12 protein-coding genes are annotated in these 17,650 nt (G+C 55.3%); 7 read left to right on the forward strand and 5 right to left on the reverse strand.

Annotation, left to right across the window (positions count from 1 at the left end; genetic code table 11):
- Nucleotides 1-89 precede the first annotated feature (89 nt).
- The 3 genes from IM700_RS15545 to IM700_RS15555 all read right to left on the reverse strand — a co-directional run bounded on the left by IM700_RS15545 (nucleotide 90) and on the right by IM700_RS15555 (nucleotide 4,171).
- On the reverse strand, nucleotides 90-1,577 hold the full coding sequence (locus IM700_RS15545; RefSeq protein ID WP_193416527.1) for a UxaA family hydrolase: 1,488 nt from the start codon (nucleotides 1,575-1,577) through the stop codon (nucleotides 90-92).
- Entirely contained in the window at nucleotides 1,565-3,013 is a 1,449-nt protein-coding gene (locus IM700_RS15550) for a tagaturonate reductase (RefSeq protein ID WP_193416526.1), read from the reverse strand. Before IM700_RS15550 ends, IM700_RS15545 begins: the two co-directional genes overlap by 13 nt.
- 141 nt (nucleotides 3,014-3,154) lie before the next feature.
- Nucleotides 3,155-4,171: a LacI family DNA-binding transcriptional regulator gene (locus tag IM700_RS15555; protein WP_193416525.1), complete on the reverse strand. Its 1,017-nt coding sequence runs from the start codon at nucleotides 4,169-4,171 to the stop codon at nucleotides 3,155-3,157.
- 171 nt (nucleotides 4,172-4,342) lie between these two features.
- Between IM700_RS15555 and IM700_RS15560 the strand changes: the two genes are divergently transcribed.
- Nucleotides 4,343-5,263: a dienelactone hydrolase family protein gene (locus tag IM700_RS15560; protein WP_193416524.1), complete on the forward strand. Its 921-nt coding sequence runs from the start codon at nucleotides 4,343-4,345 to the stop codon at nucleotides 5,261-5,263.
- Between the two features lie 26 nt (nucleotides 5,264-5,289).
- Here the strand turns inward: IM700_RS15560 and IM700_RS15565 are convergent, their stop codons facing one another.
- Nucleotides 5,290-6,165, reverse strand: coding sequence for a helix-turn-helix domain-containing protein (locus tag IM700_RS15565; protein WP_155605759.1), 876 nt, complete (start codon nucleotides 6,163-6,165; stop codon nucleotides 5,290-5,292).
- 112 nt (nucleotides 6,166-6,277) lie between these two features.
- Here IM700_RS15565 and IM700_RS15570 point away from each other — a divergent pair, with 112 nt between their 5' ends.
- The 4 genes from IM700_RS15570 to rbsK all read left to right on the forward strand — a co-directional run bounded on the left by IM700_RS15570 (nucleotide 6,278) and on the right by rbsK (nucleotide 13,328).
- The gene (locus IM700_RS15570) at nucleotides 6,278-9,316 is read left to right on the forward strand and encodes a glycoside hydrolase family 2 TIM barrel-domain containing protein (RefSeq protein ID WP_193416523.1); all 3,039 of its coding nucleotides are present in this window, start codon (nucleotides 6,278-6,280) and stop codon (nucleotides 9,314-9,316) included.
- A 242-nt stretch (nucleotides 9,317-9,558) separates the two neighbouring features.
- A complete protein-coding gene (locus IM700_RS15575) occupies nucleotides 9,559-9,996 on the forward strand; it encodes a MarR family winged helix-turn-helix transcriptional regulator (RefSeq protein ID WP_193416522.1) in 438 nt (145 codons plus the stop codon).
- 18 nt (nucleotides 9,997-10,014) lie between these two features.
- Nucleotides 10,015-11,655 (forward strand): MDR family MFS transporter, encoded by a 1,641-nt coding sequence (locus IM700_RS15580; protein WP_193416521.1) that lies wholly within the window; start codon nucleotides 10,015-10,017, stop codon nucleotides 11,653-11,655.
- Nucleotides 11,656-12,017: 362 nt separating this feature from the next.
- Nucleotides 12,018-13,328, forward strand: a complete 1,311-nt coding sequence (gene rbsK / locus IM700_RS15585; RefSeq protein ID WP_155605755.1) for a ribokinase — start codon at nucleotides 12,018-12,020, stop codon at nucleotides 13,326-13,328.
- A gap of 82 nt (nucleotides 13,329-13,410) precedes the next feature.
- On the opposite strand, the gene IM700_RS15590 is transcribed toward rbsK, so the two are convergent.
- Nucleotides 13,411-13,953: a flavin reductase gene (locus IM700_RS15590; RefSeq protein ID WP_193416520.1), complete on the reverse strand. Its 543-nt coding sequence runs from the start codon at nucleotides 13,951-13,953 to the stop codon at nucleotides 13,411-13,413.
- A 240-nt stretch (nucleotides 13,954-14,193) separates the two neighbouring features.
- Between IM700_RS15590 and IM700_RS15595 the strand changes: the two genes are divergently transcribed.
- Both IM700_RS15595 and IM700_RS15600 read left to right on the forward strand, forming a co-directional pair.
- A complete protein-coding gene (locus tag IM700_RS15595; RefSeq protein ID WP_155605753.1) occupies nucleotides 14,194-16,503 on the forward strand; it encodes a helix-turn-helix domain-containing protein in 2,310 nt (769 codons plus the stop codon).
- Nucleotides 16,504-16,706: 203 nt separating this feature from the next.
- Nucleotides 16,707-17,639: an ABC transporter permease gene (locus tag IM700_RS15600; RefSeq protein WP_239483943.1), complete on the forward strand. Its 933-nt coding sequence runs from the start codon at nucleotides 16,707-16,709 to the stop codon at nucleotides 17,637-17,639.
- Nucleotides 17,640-17,650: the final 11 nt, after the last annotated feature.

Genomic DNA, 17,650 nt, shown 5'->3' on the forward strand with positions numbered 1-17,650 from the left:
AATAAGGCCTGCATCTGACATACATGATTCCCAAAAAGCCAGAGTCTGACCGGAAACGGTGACTCTGGCTTTTTGGATCGCTCTGACTCCTATAACGTAACCCCGGTTTTGAAAATCGCCAACTCACGTACTTCGTTCTGTTCGTTCCGAGTTTTCTGCCCGCTCGCCACCGCGATAACATAAGCGATAAACTTCTCCAGCACATCCTCCATTGACGTATCCAGCAAGGTGCCCGCGTTGAAGTCCATCCAATGCTGCTTGCGGTTGAACAGCTCATTGTTCGTGGCGACTTTTACCGTGGGGACGAAGCTGCCGAACGGGGTACCGCGACCGGTCGTAAAGAGGACCAACTGACAGTCGGCGGCGGCTAGCGCAGAGGAGGCCACCAGGTCGTTGCCCGGCGCTTGCAGAAGGCTTAGCCCCTTCTTGCGCAACTTCTCGCCGTATTTCAGCACGTCGACCACCGGGGCAGTCCCGGCTTTTTGCGTGCAGCCCAGCGATTTGTCCTCCAGTGTGCTGATGCCGCCAGCCTTGTTGCCCGGCGATGGATTTTCATAGACAGGTTCGCCGTAGGATAAGAAGTATTGCTTAAAATCATTAATGAGGCCGACGATTTGTTCAAATACCGCTTGGCTCTCGGCGCGGGCCATCAGCATCTGTTCGGCACCAAACATTTCAGGCACCTCGGTTAGGATGGTAGAGCCACCTTGGGAAATAAGGAAATCGGAGAAAGCACCGAGCAGCGGATTCGCCGTAATTCCGGAAAAACCGTCGGAGCCGCCGCACTTCAGCCCAACGTTCAGCTCGTTGAGCGGTACCGGCTCCCGGCGGTCGTTCCGGGCCGCCTCGACCAGTTCGTCGAGCAGCGCCAGCCCCGCCTCCAGCTCGTCTTCGACCTCCTGGGCTACGAGGAATTTGACGCGTTGCTCGTCGTAATCGCCCAGGCGCTGGCGGAACTCGGCAACGATGTTGTTCTCGCAGCCTAGGCCGAACACCAGCACGCCGCCCGCATTGGGATGCAGTACGGCATCCGCGAGAATGCTGCGCGTCATGAGGTGGTCTTCGCCCAGCTGCGAGCAGCCGTAGGGGTGCTTGAGCACGGTGATATTGTCGAAGGGACCGAGATCTGGATGCTCCGCTTTAAAAGCGCTGATCATCTGCTCGGCTATCCCGTTTACGCAGCCAACGGTCGGCACAATGTACAGATCATTCCGAATGCCTGTTTTCCCGTTAGCCCGGCGATACCCTTGAAACGTCAGCGGACGTTTCGGGTAAATCACGGGATGCAAGTCGGGTTGATATTCGTACTGCTCCTCGCCGGCCAGATTCGTTTTCACATTATGCATATGCACCCATTCGCCTCGAGCGATCGCTGTCACGGCATGACCGATGGGGTAGCCGTATTTGGTGACAGCCGAACCGGCGGGGATATCGTGTAGCGCGATTTTGTGACCTTGAGGAATGTCTTGCTTGGCTTCAACGATCAGATCGTCCCATTGGATCCCCTCGCCAGCTTCGATGGGCCGTAAGGCTACCGCGACATTGTCGCGCGAATTCATTCTCATTAATCGCCGCATGGGCTGCCGCCTCCTATCCATTGTAACGTGGCTCGGGCACCAAACGCGTCCAGCTTTCGGACATATTGCTCCAGGGACGCGGCAAGCTCGGGTACGTCGGACAAATCCTCGCCCCATAACTGGACATCCCGTAAAAGGGTCGGAATCACTTCAGCGGGCTGTGCCCAGGCCTGATCGAAGAGCGCAAGCACGTCGGGGCTGTCCTTCCGCTCCAGCCGGTCGCCCCGGTAGCCGACTAACAACGCGGCAAAAGCAAGGGCGATCCGCTTCGGAAGCTCGCCGCGTTCCCGCCGGTAACGCAGGAGAACGGGCAGCAGCCGGGTCTGGAATTTGGCGATGCTGTTCAGCGAGATCGAAGCCAACTCGTGCCGGATGAATGGGTTCATGAATCGTTCCCGTACGGCCTGGGCATAAGCCAGCAGCCCTGCCTTAGGCAAATCCAACATCGGAAGAATCTCCTCTTCCATCAACTCCCGTACAAATACGGATAAATCCTCGTCGTTCATCACTTCCTCGACGGTCTCCAGGCCGGCTAGTAAGCCCAAAGCGGCCATCGCCGTGTGAGGGCCGTTCAGCAGATGGACCTTTTGCTCCCGGTACGGGCGTAAATCTTCCGTGAAAATAACGTTCAGTTCCGCCTCGGCCAGCGGCAGCCGTTCAGGCAGCCAATCCGGGCCTTCGATGACCCACAGCAGGTATGGTTCAGCGGTTACCATCAGGCGGTCTCGATAGCCGAGCTCCCGCTCCCAATGATCCGCTTTTTCCTGCGGAAATCCAGGAACGATGCGGTCTACGAGGCTGCAGCAAAACGTATTATCCCGTTCGAGCCATTCCGTGAACCCGTTGCCCAAATTCCACTCCGCGGCGTAACGCAGTACGATTTGGCGCAGCTTCTCGCCATTGCGGTCGATCAGCTCACAAGGGATGATCGTAAATCCCGCCTTCCCCAACTGATAACGGCGATAGAGCAGGGCGGTCAGCTTGCCGGGGAAGCTGCGCTGTGGTGCATCCGTTAAGCGGTCTTCCGGGTTGTAGGCGATGCCGGCCTCGGTTGTGTTCGAGGTGATGAATTCCAGAGAGTCCTGCTCCGCCAGGGCGAGGAATTGTTCATATTCGGTGTACGGGCTGATCAACCGGCTGACGGAGCTAATGATCTCGTGCTCGCGGACGATTTGCTGCTCCGCGATTCCGTTCATGAGCACCGTATAAAGATGATCTTGCTTGGCATAATGTTCGGATACCGGACTTCCTTGCGGCTTGATCATCACCAAGCTGCCCTGAAAACGTCCTTGCCGATTCATCTGCTGGACCTGCCAGGCGGTGAAGGCGCGGATGAAATTGCCTTCGCCGAACTGAATCATTCGTTCCGGGTAGGCGGGCAATTCGGGGAATAAGGTTCGGGATAAGAGCGGATAAAGCGGAAGCTGCGTATCCATTGGCTCCTCGACTCCTCTATTAGGAATGTATGCACACGTGAACAAAATGAGACAAAAGAGATGTAACCGGGTTGCAGCTAAGGGCCGCGAATGCGCCGAATTCTCGAAAAACTACTGTCATTCGGCGTCAACCGGCTGAGCTTAAATCCCGGCTACCGACTGTCGGATCATCAGCGTCGTTGGGACGAAGAGCGTCTCGCCCGGTTGTTCGGCATCCGTTTGGTCCGGTCCCTGAGGCTTCATCAGCTCAATCAGCTTCCGGGTGCCGAGCTCGCTGATATCGGCGACCGGTTTGCGGATCGTCGTCATGGCCGGATTCGTATAGCTGGCGAATACGATATCGTCAAATCCGATCAAGGACACCTGATCCGGCACGCTCACCCCGCGAGCGAAGCAAGCGTTCATGGCCCCGATCGCCATATCATCGTTCGCACAAAATACCAGGGTTGGCGGTTCGGGCAGATCCAGCAGCGAATTCATCGTCCGGTATCCGCTGTCGATGCTGTAATCTCCGACCGTTTGATACTCGGCGGGAAGGGAGAGGCCATGGGCGAGCAAGCTTTCCAGGAAACCTTGCTTCCGTTCGGCCGCCGATCGAAAGCCCGCTTTGCCTTCCATAATCGCCAAACGGCGATGGCCGCGGCCGATCGCATAGTCGATCGCCTCCCGTACGCCTTCGCGGTCGTTCGCCACGACGTTGGCGATGCCGGGATCGTCCAGATGGCGGTTCAGGACGACAAGCGGAATTCCGGCCTTCTTGACATGGTAGATGAACGCATTGTCCGCATCGCTTTGGCTCATGACCAGAATACCGTCGAAGCGGTGCGGCGAAATGCCCTCTAAGTGGCGGATGCCGTCAATCCCGTGTACGGTTAAGCTGTAGTTCTCATCCAGCGAATGGTGTATGCCTTTGATCGCATCGACGAGAAAGCTGGCGGACGTTCCTTGATCGATGCTTGAGAAAAACAATCCGATCGTGTACGTCTTCTTCATCACCAAACTTTTGGCGCTGACATTCGGGATATAGTTCATTTCGGCGGCGATTTTTTCGATTTTGTCCCGCGTCTCCGGCTTAATCAGCGGGCTGCCGTTCAGCGCCCGGGACACCGTGGTGTGAGACACGCCGGCCACGCGAGCAATGTCTTTGATCGTAATCATAGAACCTCATCTTTCGTAGGAAGTCACTGGTTATTTTCACGTTTACATTTTAATTCATAATTCTCCAAATAGTCAAGGAAAACAAGCTATGCACACGTGAAAATATAAATTGCCTGCAGGGCGATGGAAGCGCTATAATCGGGAGTAAAATGATCGGAGGGATGAGCTGTAATGGGCGTAAAGGAACAGCGGTCGAAATTGTGGAAAGCGCTCGGGGAATTGCCCTCCTTCGAGCGACCGGTATCTGCCCGCTTGCTGAAGCAGGAGGTGCTCGACGGGGTTATGCTGGAGACGTTGCTGCTGGATTTGAACGGACTGGAGCTTGTACCGGTGTATTTTGCCAAGCCAGTGGAAGGGGAGGGACCTTTCCCGCTGATCGTGTTTAACCATTCCCATGGAGGAAATTATGGTAACGGCCGCAAGGAGATGATCCGCAGCAGCGCTTACCTTCAAGAGCCTTCATTTGCCAAGGTGTTGACCGGATTGGGCTGCGCCGTTTGCTGCATCGATATGTGGGCCTTCAATGAGCGCAGCGGCAGAACCGAGGGGGAGCTTGTGAAGGAGATGTTATGGAACGGACGCTCGTTATGGGGCATGATGCTTTATGATAACCACCGCTTGATCGATTATTTGTGCACGCGTAGCGACGTGGATGCTTCGCGAATCGGAACGATGGGCATGTCCATGGGGGGGCTGATGTCTTGGTGGCTGGCGGCGCTTGATGAGCGGGTTGGCGTCGTGGTCGACCTCTGCGGGCAGGTCGATGCAGAAACCTTGGTCGCTAGGCGCGGCTTGGAGCATCACGGGTTTTATTACTATGTCCCTGGGTTGCTGAAACATTTTACGACTTTAGAGATTCAAAAGCTGATCGTCCCCCGTCCCCGCATGAGCCTCGTCGGTCGAAACGACCGGTTATGTCCGTTCGAAGGGGTGCAACTGCTGGATCAAGGCTTGCGCGAAGCTTATGCGGCCGCCGGGAAGCCGGACCATTGGCAGACCGTCATCACCGGCGGCGGTCATATGGAAACCGCGGAAATGCGGGCTGCTTGGCCGGAATTCATCTCAAGGCATCTGGTACGTTCCGCGCAGTAGGGGCAACTCCCGGCCGGTGAGGCCACCTACCGCCCCTCGCGAAGCTCCTCCGATGGCAGGCGGCGGAACTCACGTTTGTATAGCCGGGCAAAATAAACCGGCTCTAAGCCGACATAGGCGGCCGCTTGGCGGATCGTCATGTCGGGATGCTCGAGCAGCAGATGCCGGGCCGTTTTCAGCCGGATCTGATGGAGATACTGCAGCGGCGTTAATCCCATCGATTGCCGGAACAACCGGGTCAACTGTTTTTGCGAATAGCCGACATGGCCCGCCAACCCGGCAATGGTGATCGGCCGGTTCAAGTGGTCGTGCAGGAAGCGGACCGCGACCTCCACGACCGATGCCCGGTAGGAGGCAGCAGGTGCAACCGGCTGTACCGGTGGGACGGCAGCATCGGTCCGTAAGCTTGTTTGCCCCGACGTATCCTTAAGGATCGCCAGCAGTAGCGAATACAGCAATTCGGTCGTTTGCCAAGGGTCATGATCGTTACCGGATCGTTGCCAGATGGCTAACAGTCGGTCCGTAAATAGGGAGACATCCGACAGTTGCAGCAGCCGAGGCGTACTCCCAAAGCCCCATCGGCTTAACACTTCGCCGAAGTTTTCCAGCAGCGTGACATACCCGACGAACCAGGGCTGTTCCCCGTAAGGCATATACTCATGGGCGCAGCCGGCGGGGATGAAGAGCAGTTGCCCTGGATGAAGGATGTCCCATTTGTCCTTGTCGACGTTCAGCCGACGAAATTGTCCTGCCCCGGATAGGGTCAAGAATAGCTGGTGCGCCGAAAATCCCTTCATCCGCGTGAGTGGCGGCTGGATTTCCGTTCCGACCGTATATACAGACAGCGGCAAAAGTTCGTTGTGGGAGGGGGTTAAATTACTTTTGAGCGGGAGAAGATCCATGGGCGTTTCCTCCATTTTGTCCTTTTTGTCTAGTGGATTGTCCGATTTGTGGCTTCCGCCCGATTATATCCCACCTCTATAATGAGAGCAAATCGTTTTGGGAGTGTGACTCATGTTGGAACTGAACTATGAATGGGAAAATTTATCGTGTCTGCACATCGGCCGGCTGCCGGCCCGCGCCTCCTTTATTCCGCACGGAAACGCCGAGACGGCTCGGACGGGAAAACGAGGCCGCTCACCGCATTACCAAACGTTAAACGGAATGTGGAAATTCCGCTATCATCGTAGTCTTCGCGAGGTAGAGGGAAGCTTTTTTGAAACGGAAACGAATGTAAGCGCTTGGGACAATTTGATCGTGCCTTCCTGCTGGCAAACCAACGGTTACGATCAACTGCATTACACGAACGTGAATTACCCCATCCCCTATGATCCTCCGTTCGTACCGGATGACAACCCGGCAGGCACCTATGTCAGGGATTTCAATTTGCCGGAAGCGTGGACGAAGAAAGAGACGCATATCGTGTTCGAAGGGGTCAATGCCTGCTTCTACTTGTGGGTGAACGGCCGTTTCGTGGGTTACAGCCAAGGCAGTCGGATTCCAGCGGAGTTCGACCTTTCGCCGTTCGTCGCGGCGGGTCGCAACCGCATCGCTGTTCTGGTGTTGAAATGGTGCGACGGCACGTATTTAGAAGATCAGGACGTCTGGCGGTTCTCCGGAATTTATCGCGATGTCTATTTACTCTCCCGGGAAAATACGCATATCCGCGATGTGTTCAACCAACCGCAGTTGTCGGCTGATCTGTCTGAGGGCAAGCTTCGCTCGGAGATCGAAACGACGGGCAGCCTGACGGTGCAAGCGGAATTACGGGATCCGACAGGAAAGTTGGTGGGACGGCAGGAGGCGCAAATGGACGGCAAAGGGGCCATCGAGTTGGATGTGCCGCAGCCGCAGTTGTGGAACGCCGAGCAGCCTCGATTGTATGAGCTGCTGCTGACGGCGGGGCAAGAGGTCCTGCGTTTTCGCGTCGGTTTCAAAAAGGTAGAGATCATAGACGGCATCTTCCGCATCAACGGCCGTGCCGTGAAGCTGAAGGGAGTTAACCGCCACGATTCCCATCCGGAGCTGGGGCAGACGATCCCGGTGAATCACATGATTACGGATCTTAAGCTCATGAAGCGGCATAACGTGAATACGATCCGCACCTCACATTATCCGAACGATCCGAAATTTCTTGATTTATGCGATGAATACGGGTTTTACGTCGTCGATGAAGCGGACTTGGAGTGCCATGGCGTCACCAGCACCGGCAAACTTGAAGAGGGAGTCTTCCACAAGCTGACGAAGGACCCGGAGTGGCGGGATGCGTTCGTGGAACGTGCAGTCCGCATGGTTGAGCGGGACAAGAATCACGCCTCCGTCATTCTCTGGTCGATGGGCAACGAATCCGGGTATGGGGCCAACCATATGGCCATGGCGGAGTGGACGAAAGCACGCGACGCGTCCCGGCCGGTGCATTATGAAGGCGCGGATGCCCGGTATTACGGCGATCCGAACACGGACTGCCTTGATCTGGACAGCCGTATGTACCCTTCGGTGAAGGAAATCGAGCGGTATGCCCAGGATGAGAATAGCACCAAACCGTTGTTTCTATGCGAGTATAGCCATGCGATGGGGAACGGCCCCGGTGATTTACAAGACTACTGGAACGTCATTTATCAATATCCGAAGCTGATGGGCGGCTGCGTTTGGGAGTGGTGCGATCATGGCATCGCCGCCGAGACACCGGACGGACAGCGTTATTACGCTTATGGGGGCGATTTCGGGGATCAGCCGAACGATGGGAACTTCTGCATCGACGGGCTGGTATCGCCGGACCGCCAGCCGCACACGGGGTTGTTGGAATTGAAGCAGGTGATTGCACCGGTTCTTATTGAGGCGGAAGATGCCGGGCAAGGCAGGTTCCGCGTATGGAACCGCTATGACTTCAGCAGTCTGTCGCACCTGACGGTCAGCTGGAAGTTGGAGCGAGGGGGAGAAGTGCTGCGGCAAGGACGCTCGACTTCGCTTACCGCGGGACCGGGTGAGACACAGACATTGTCTCTCTCTTACGATCTACCGCAGGATGTGCCAGGACCGTTCGTCTTGACCTGTTCGGTTCGGCAGCAGCTCGATACGCCTTGGGCGGAGGAAGGCTACGAAATCGCCTTCTATCAATTTGAGCTGCCGGGGGCAAACGCCGAGCTGCGTCAAGATCAGGCGCTGATCGGGGAACACGCCGCCTTTATGAAAGCGGTGGAACAAGACGGACTTCTGGCCGTCACCGGATTTGACTTCGAACACGTCTTCGACCTAAAGCAGGGCATGCCGCAGCAGTTGTCGAAGCAAGGCGTTCCGCTGCTTTCCCGTCCGGCCCGGTTTAACTTATGGCGGGCGCCGATGGATAACGACATGTATATTCGAAGAGAATGGGAAGCGGCGGGGCTGCATCATGCAACCATGAAGGTATACGCCAGCCGCTGGGAACAGAAGCCGGACGCTACGGTCGAAGTTCACGTGGACTTCTCGCTCGGCAGCTACAGCTACGAACCGTTCCTGCGCGGTCGTGCCGTCTGGACGGTTGCGGCCACGGGGGAAGTCAAGCTGGCGGTACATGCCGACGTGCGAGAGAATCTTCCTTATCTTCCGCGCATCGGTCTCGAGCTGATGATGCCGGAGGGGACCGAGGAGATCGAATATTACGGCTACGGTCCGCACGAGAGCTACATTGACAAACGCGCGAGCGTACGCAAAGGAAAATACCTGCTATCCGTCGATGACATGTTCGAGAATTATGTCATGCCGCAAGAGACTGGTTCCCGTTACGGCACGGATTGGGCGATCGCATCCACTGTGCAAGGCATGGGGCTGAAATTCGCGGCGGCACAGCCGTTCTCATTCCAGGCTTTGCATTATACGGCCGAGGACCTAACGGCGGCAAAACATACGTACGAGCTGAAGCGGCGTCCCGAAACAATCGTTTCGCTTGATTACCAGATGAGTGGCGCGGGGTCTGGCTCCTGCGGACCACAGTTGGCAGAGCCTTACCGTTTTGCCGAGAAGTCATTTGATTTCGAGTTGTCGATCCAACCGGTATTCAAAGAAGAAGAATAGGTAGAAAAATAAGAAAGGAGCTGTTCACCGGCCGCGGCCAGATGAACGGCTCCTTTTATTACTTTCCAGTGAGCTTAAGGGACTTGGGGCTATAATTTCCATGTCAAAATTTTTGTGGCGAGGAAGGCTTGACGGGCGATTCATTAGGGAGTATATTATTAAACGCTAAAATATTTAAACAGTAAATTAATTAAATTGTTAAATAAACGAATGGCTCGAGGCAGGAAGGAGGGAAAAGGACATTGGTAAAAAGAGAAGAGCTGTTCGAAGTGACTTCGATGTTTCGAACGCTGATTAAGGCGATCACTCAGGAGTGGAACAAACGCGGCGGCGATTTTAACCTCAGTTTTCCGCAATTTAAAATGCTCCACATGCTGAATGCTACCGGAACGCATACCGTATCACAGTTGGCGGAGGCGCTGGGAATTACTTCGGCGGCGATCACGGGAATCACCGACCGGCTGGTCACGGAAGGCTTCGTCAACCGGGAGCGCGGGGAGAACGACCGCCGGGTTGTCAATATTTCGATAACGGATCAAGGCAGGGAAATCATCAGCCAGGTTACCGAACGGCAGAAGGAAATGCTTGAGGGGATATTTGATCAGTTGCATGAGGAAGATTTACAGCATTTGCGACGAATCTTTGGCGTAGTGCTTGCAAATATAGAAAATAAATCATAACGGAGATGGAGAAACTACATGGAACACTTATCACTTAAACGCAAAGTTTCGATCATGATCGCTATCATGGCCGCGATGTTCTTCGCAGCCATCAACCAGACGATCGTGAGCACCGCCATGCCGCGAATCATTTCGATTCTGGACGGCATGGACTATTACACCTGGACGATCAACATTTATTTGTTGACGTCGACGATCGCTACCGTTCTGGTCGGCAAGTTGTCCGACATGTATGGGCGGAAGCCGTTTTTGCTGATCGGGATCCTGCTCTTTATGGCAGGCGCCTTTATGACGGGGACGTCCTCAGACGTCTTCCAGTTCATTGCCTACCGGGGGATTCAAGGGATCGGGGCCGGTATCATCCAATCGACCGCCTTTACGGCCGTCGGCGACTTGTTCCCGCCGCGTGAGCGCGGTAAATGGATGGGCCTGATGACCGCCATTTTCGGCTTCTCCAGCGTACTTGGCCCAACCTTGGGCGGATATCTCGTCGATCACATGGATTGGCACTGGCTGTTCTGGATTTTCCTGCCGCTTGGTATCGTAGCGTTTGTCATGATCCTGATGCTGTTTCCGAAAATGGAACGCGGCAAATCCCAAAGCATCGACTATCTGGGTTCGCTGTTCATGACAACGACGATCGTACCGATGCTGCTGGCCTTCTCTTGGGCGGGAACGACGTACGCTTGGGGTTCGACGGAGATTATCGGCTTGCTTGTGGCCTCGGTCGTATCCGCTTTGATCTTCGTGTTCGTCGAATCGAAGGTACAAAATCCGATTTTGCCGCTTCACTTGTTTAAGAATGATGTTGTGACGATTTCGAATATTATCGGGTTCATTATGAACTTCGGGATGATGGGCGCCTTGATCTACCTGTCGTTCTTCGTGCAGGGCGTGCTGGGCATTTCGCCAACGTATGCCGGCTATGTCACCATGCCAATGTCGATCGTCATGGTTGTCGCGAGTGCCATCACCGGCCAAATGATCGCCAAGAAGGGCAAATACAAACAATTTGCATTGTTTGGCATTCCAATCATGATTGCAGGGATGGCCATTATGATCTTCATGCACAGTGTACCGGTCGCCATCGTCAGTATGATCGTGTTCGGTTTAGGTCTAGGCGTCGGGATGCCGGTGTTCTCGCTGGCTACGCAAAACGCCGTGCCGCATAAAGAGCTTGGCGTAGTTACCGCTTCGACGCAGTTGTTCCGTAACCTTGGCGGTACGATCGGGATCGCCGTCATGGGTACCGTCATGTCGAACAATTTGACGAAGAACCTGAAAGAAGCGCTGCAGTCGTCCTCAGCGCCCGACATGAGCAAGGTGGATCCGCAGATGGTGCAGCAGATGACCGCTTTTGCCAATCCTCAAACCTTGATGAACAAGCCGCTGTTAGAGCAGACGCAAGCCAGTTTGCCTGCGGATGCGCAGCCGCTGTTCGCGCAGATGATCCAAGGTATCCGCGACGCGCTGGGCAATACGTTGTCCACCGTGTTCCTGACAGGAACCTTGGTGCTGGTCGTGGCTTTCGTGCTGGTCTTCTTCTTGCGGGAGCTGCCGCTTCGGTCAACGAACCAGGCGCCAACTCCGCAGACCGCCAAAGAAGGCGGCGAGGAAGGTACGGCAGTGCAAGGATCTCAAGCTTCTGTCACGCAATAAGTCGAACTAATGGCCAGAGCGATCGCATCTAGGATGCGGGGGCTCTGGCTTTTTTGCGGCGGATGGAGCCGGGCGTTGGGCGTTGGTGCGCTAACGCTTATCAGGGAGCTTATTAAGCCGAAAAGAGAGGGAGAGAGAATCTAACGCTTGCCGGAAGGCTTATGAGGATGGAATTGCGTATATTTCGCCGAGAAATAGCAATATAAGCTCTGTCACAAGAGTTACATTTCCAAACGGCTTGTTTTCGACCAATAGCGTTGCTGATCCGCGTTAGAGCTGTTAGCCGGCGGAACGGCTTGCTCAAAAGACGGTTCTGGCATAAACTTGAAGGCAAAAACTACTTCAGTTAAGGACGGATGATCATGTCAACGCCTAATGTAGCTGTGATCGGCAGTTTAAATATGGATATCGTCGTCGAGACACGGCTAATCCCGCAAATCGGGGAGACCCTTCTCGGCGAACGGGTCCGCTTCATACCGGGCGGGAAAGGCGCGAACCAGGCGGTTGCCGCCGCTCGTTTAGGAGCGGTCACCTCGATGATCGGAGCGGTCGGGGCGGACGCCTTCGGCGATGAGCTACTGGCTGCTCTGAGCCGGGAAGGCGTTGATATCAGCGGCGTTAAGCGGCTGCCCGACGCTTCGACAGGCGTCGCTTCGATCTATGTCGCCGAGGGGGACAACAGCATCGTTGTGGTCCCCGGCGCTAACGACCGGGTGTCGCCCGCGGATATCGATCAGCACCTGGACAAGCTGAAGCAAGCCGATATCGTGCTGCTCCAGCTGGAAATCCCGGTGGAGACGGTACTTTACGCCGCTCGCACCGCCAAATCGCTGGGCAAGCAGGTCATCCTGAACCCCGCGCCGGCCCGAGAACTGCCGCAGGAACTCTATGGCCATATCGACTATTTGACGCCCAACCGCACCGAACTCGGACGGTATGCCGGGATGGAGTCGGAGACGACCCGCACATCGACCGGCGATTTCCTCCGCTCGGCGATGCGGCGGCTGAAGGACTTGGGCGCGGCCCAGGTCGTGACAACGCTGGGAGCCGACGGATCGGCCTATCTGGATGAGGCCGGGGAGGTCCGCCCGGTGAAGGGGCATGCCGTCTCCGTCGTGGACACGACCGGGGCCGGCGACTGCTTCAACGCCGCGTTGGCGACGGCGCTCGCCCAAGGGGAGGGCCTGGAGGCCGCGATACGCTTTGCGTCGCTGGCCTCCGCGCTGGCCGTGACGAAGTTCGGCGCCCAGGCGGGCATGCCGACGGCGGATGAGGTGCGGCAGTTTGCCGCAGCGGGCTCGCCCCGGACGATGCAAGAAGCGCAGATCCGCGTGAAACGGATCTACGAACCTGCCGCCCCCGCCGACGGGTATCGCATTTTGGTCGATCGCTTATGGCCGCGCGGGATGACCAAGGCGGATGCGGCGATCGACGAGTGGATGAAGGCGATCGCACCGAGCCCGGAGCTGCGCAAGCAATTCGCGCACCGGATGGAACGGTATGCAGATTTCAGCACAAGCTATGTCCGGGAACTGAACACCAGCCCGGAGTGCGCCGTGCTAGCCGACCGTATCCGCGAACTCGCGCGCGAGCGCCCGGTTACTTTGCTGTATGCCGCCAAGGACCCGGAGTATAATCACGCGAATGTGCTCCGCCGTTGGTTGGTTGAGTGAATACAGCAAAAAGCTGCTTCGTCGCTTTGATAGCGATGAAGCAGCTTTTTCGTGTAGGGAGATGTTGTAAGGAGTATAGCTGTCAGCTCTCCTGCAAAAACCGGAACCCCTTGTTGACCCCGTCCCCGCCATAGATGATCGGATTGATCTTGCCGATCTGCAAGCGTCTCTCCGCATTCAAATATTCCTTGGCTACGGAGCGGCTGATGATTCGCCCCATGATATGGGTCAAGCCCGGGAAATGCTCGCTTTCGACAACTTCCACGACCCGGCAGGCGATCGAGATGGGACATTCCTTGACGACAGGCGCATGAACATGCTCCGAAGCCTCCGGCGTTAGGCTGGCTGCGGCGAACTTGCTGCCTTCCGAGCCGGAACGCGAACCGCAGTAGCTGACCGACTCCTGCAGGGAAGGGTCCGGTAGGTTAACGACGAAGTCGGCGCCCGCCTTGAGATGCTGTGCGGCAAAGCCCTTACTGTTGAAGCCCAGGACAACCATGTCCTTGAGCGAATAAGAGGACGAAGACGGCGTCACATGCGCGACCCCGTTTTCATCGTAAAAGCTGGTTAGAATCACCGGAAAACCATAGTACATTTTTTCGAAATTAACCTCGAGTTTCTCCACGTTACGACCTCCTGCATCCATTATTTCTTTCTCATTGGTCCATCTCTTTCGAAGGATAACGCTGTTGAAGGAGCGGCAAGGTGATCGCGGTCACAATTCACGGCGCGGTGGAAGGAGGAGGATTGACAACCCAAAATGCGAACGATATATTTAGGGCACCCGATACCAAGGCATTCTCCCGATGCCGAAATCCAATATATTTGAACGCAACCCTAAGTCATCTACAGGGAGTGAGAACCGATGAATGTGCTGCAAATGCTCCGCTCACGCAAATATTTGCAGCGGATCCTGCTCAGCTTTATGCCCGTAGTCGCCATGCTTGCCATTGCCTCCCTCGTCCTGAACTCCGTCGCCCGCGATAAGGTGCTGAGCCTGCAAAACGACGCCGACCGCAAATTGCTCACTCAACTTAACTACAATATCGAGAACATGAACGGGATCGTCAAAGATCTGGCGGTATCCCTCTACAACGATGAAGAGATGATCGCGCTAAAGTCCGGGGGGGACTATAAACAGAGTATTTTAAAAATCGAACGGCTGAACAAAATGGTGGCGACCTCCCCTTATTTGCACGCCATCGTATTTTACAACGGCAAGCAGGGTCGTTTCTTCTCGTCGCTGAACCACGGGATGGACAACGGTCAGTTGTACGGGGCTTTGGAGAAAATCATGGCTTCAGACAGCGAACTCCCGAAGCTGCAGCTCTTACCGCTTGACCTGGACGGCGGGAACGAAGGAATCGACGTATTCGCCTTTTTTGTGTACGACGGGCTTACGCTAGGCTCCGTCAACGACGACGTGTTGATTCTGACGGTGAAGCCCGGGTGGATGCTGGACAATCTGAAAGCGCTTAATCGGGTGGTCGACCGAGAGAACGACTTGCTGTTCGTTACCGACGGCGCGGGTCGGCTGCTGATGTCTAACGATCGCCAGCTTCCTGAAGGACTTGATACCAAGGATGTTCTTCGGCGTATCGCGGCTTCAGAACAATCGCTCGACTCGTTTATCTACGCGCAGGATGGAAGCAAATACAAGGTCACCTATTTAAGCAAAGCCCTAAACAACTGGCAAATCATCAGCTTACAGGACTATGATGATGTGCTAGGCAGCGTGCGGCAAATGAGATGGACGGAAATTGCGGTTACGTTATCCGTGGCGCTCCTGGCCGTGTTGTTGTCCGTTTTCTTTGCGCTGCGGCTATATAAACCGGTCGGCCATCTGCTTGCTTTGGTCCCTCCTCCGGGAGGACGACCGTCAACAAATTCCAAGGATGAGCTGTCGCTCATCGCGGATAACGTAACGGAAATGCTGGGTAAACTCAAGGGGTTGGAGCAGGAGCGGGCGTCGCAGTGGAACATCGCGAAGCTGTATCACCTGCGCAGCTTGATCAGTCTGAGCGAAAGCCTGGAGGAGCCGGCCTTTCTAAGGCTTAAAGCGCAATATGGCATCGACATTGCGTACCCGTCGCCGCTTCGCCTGGCGTTGGTGCAGATCGACGATGCCCATGAATTGGCCAAACAGCAGGGCCCCGCGGCAGAGTCGCTGCTCTACTTCGCCGTCGCCAATATCGGCCAGGAGCTGCTTGGGAACGGCGGTTCCTGCGAAGCTGCGGATATGAAAAGCGGCCATCTCGTCTTCATCGTCGGCGGAGGCACGGAAGCGCTGGAGAAGCTGGGAGAGCGCTTTGCCGAGCTACAAGGCATGATTCTCCGCTATTACCGGATTACCTTCACGGTAACCTTAAGCGACGTGTTCGAGGATTACCGCAAGCTTACGGCGCATTATAACCTGGTGGTGCGGCGTGCCAACTACCGTATGATTGTGGGCAAAGGAGCGATCCTGGAATCGGAACAGCTGCGCGCTAACGAGACCAATGAGGCGTTCCGCGTCCCGCAGGAGCTGGAACGGCGATTGACGGAAGGGCTGAAGAGCGGAGATCCGGAGGAAACCGAGCAGGCGATCCGCAGCTGGATCCGGCTTCTTAAAGGATTCAGCTTTGAGAATATGTATTCCGGACTGCTGCATTTGACCGTGGCCCTAAGCAACACGTTGGGCGAAATGAACCATCATAACGCTAACCCGGTCTCGGTGAACCTCCAAGCCATCAACCGACGTATTTTGGAGCAGGAAACGCTAACCGAAATCGAGGCCGTACTCCTGGAGGTGGTGGAGGAAGTACTCGAGCAACGCCGCAGCGGACGCGAGAACAAAAACCGGCTGCTGGCCGATACCGTCAAGGAAATCATCGACAAGCATTACGCCGATCCCGACCTTAATGTGCAAAAAATCGCCGACATGCTAAAAATGAGCTCCGTTCATTTGGGACAGGTCTACAAAGCGGAGGAGGGGCTGTCGGTCGTCGACCGGATTAACGAAGTCCGTTTGGCTCAAGCCCGGGTGTATCTCGAGCAACAGCAATTGACCGTAACGGAAATCATGGAGAAAGTCGGCTTCGGCAATGAGAGCTACTTCTATCGGCTATTCAAACGGCGTTACGGAGCCACGCCAAAGGAATACCGCCTGAAAGCGGCCATCGACCGCAACACATGAACTTTTCCTACCTTAAGAACCCGCAGCGGGAGCTACCGCCTGCGGGTTTTTGACGTCTCGATACAGCAATCTGAAATTGTTACAGCCTTCCTATACAGCAATCCTGAAATTGTACAGTAACGATGTGGCCCGTAGCTGCGCTATCGTTAGACGTGCAAAGCCATCGTCGCAGGCAAGACGGATGGAAAGGAAGGGGCTTTGAAATGTTGAAAAGGGATTCATGGATGCGAAGGGAGCTTCACCATTTTCGAAACAACCGGGAGCTGTTCGTGCTGTCATTACCGGGGATCGTGTATAAGCTGATCTTTGCTTATCTCCCCATGGTCGGACTGATTATTGCATTTAAGAATTACAGGTATGACCTCGGCATGTTCGGCAGTAAATGGGTGGGGCTGGAAAATTTCCGATATTTGTTCTCCACGGATGCGGCCTGGCGCATTACGCGCAATACGGTGCTGTACAATGCGGCTTACATTATCACCACGGCGGCTGCGGCGCTCCTACTTGCGATTCTGCTGAACGAAGTGAAGGCGAAATGGAGCAAGTATTACCAGACGGCCTTGTTTTTGCCCTATTTTTTATCGTGGGTACTGGTGGGGTATGTGGCCTACGCGTTCTTAAATCATTCGGACGGATTCATTAACCGCACGCTCGAAGCTTTCGGCATGGATCCGATCAGTTGGTATCAAAATGCCGGGTCGTGGCCGTTCATTTTAATTCTGGTTCAGTTATGGAAAGCGGTAGGGTTCAACACGCTGATCTATTTCGCTGGCATTGTCGGCATCAACGGCGAGTACTACGAGGCGGCGAGGATGGATGGGGCGACGAAACGGCAGATGGCGTTAAAAATCACGATTCCGCTCCTGGCACCGCTTGTCATTATCATGCTGATCTTATCCATCGGGAACATGTTCCGCGGGGATTTCGGGCTGCATTACTTCATTCCGAACAACTCCGGTTTCCTGTACGGCTCTACGGATATTATCGATACCTATGTTTATCGGGCGCTGCGCGAAGTAGGAAACGTGAGCATGTCCGCGGCAACGGGATTTTATCAATCGGTGGTCGGGTTCATTCTGGTGCTGCTGGCAAACGGTATCGTGCGAAAAATCAATCCCGATCATTCGCTATGGTAAGGAGGGGATGC

Origin of the sequence: Paenibacillus rhizolycopersici (assembly GCF_014947195.2) — a bacterium.
Taxonomy (GTDB): domain Bacteria; phylum Bacillota; class Bacilli; order Paenibacillales; family Paenibacillaceae; genus Fontibacillus; species Fontibacillus rhizolycopersici.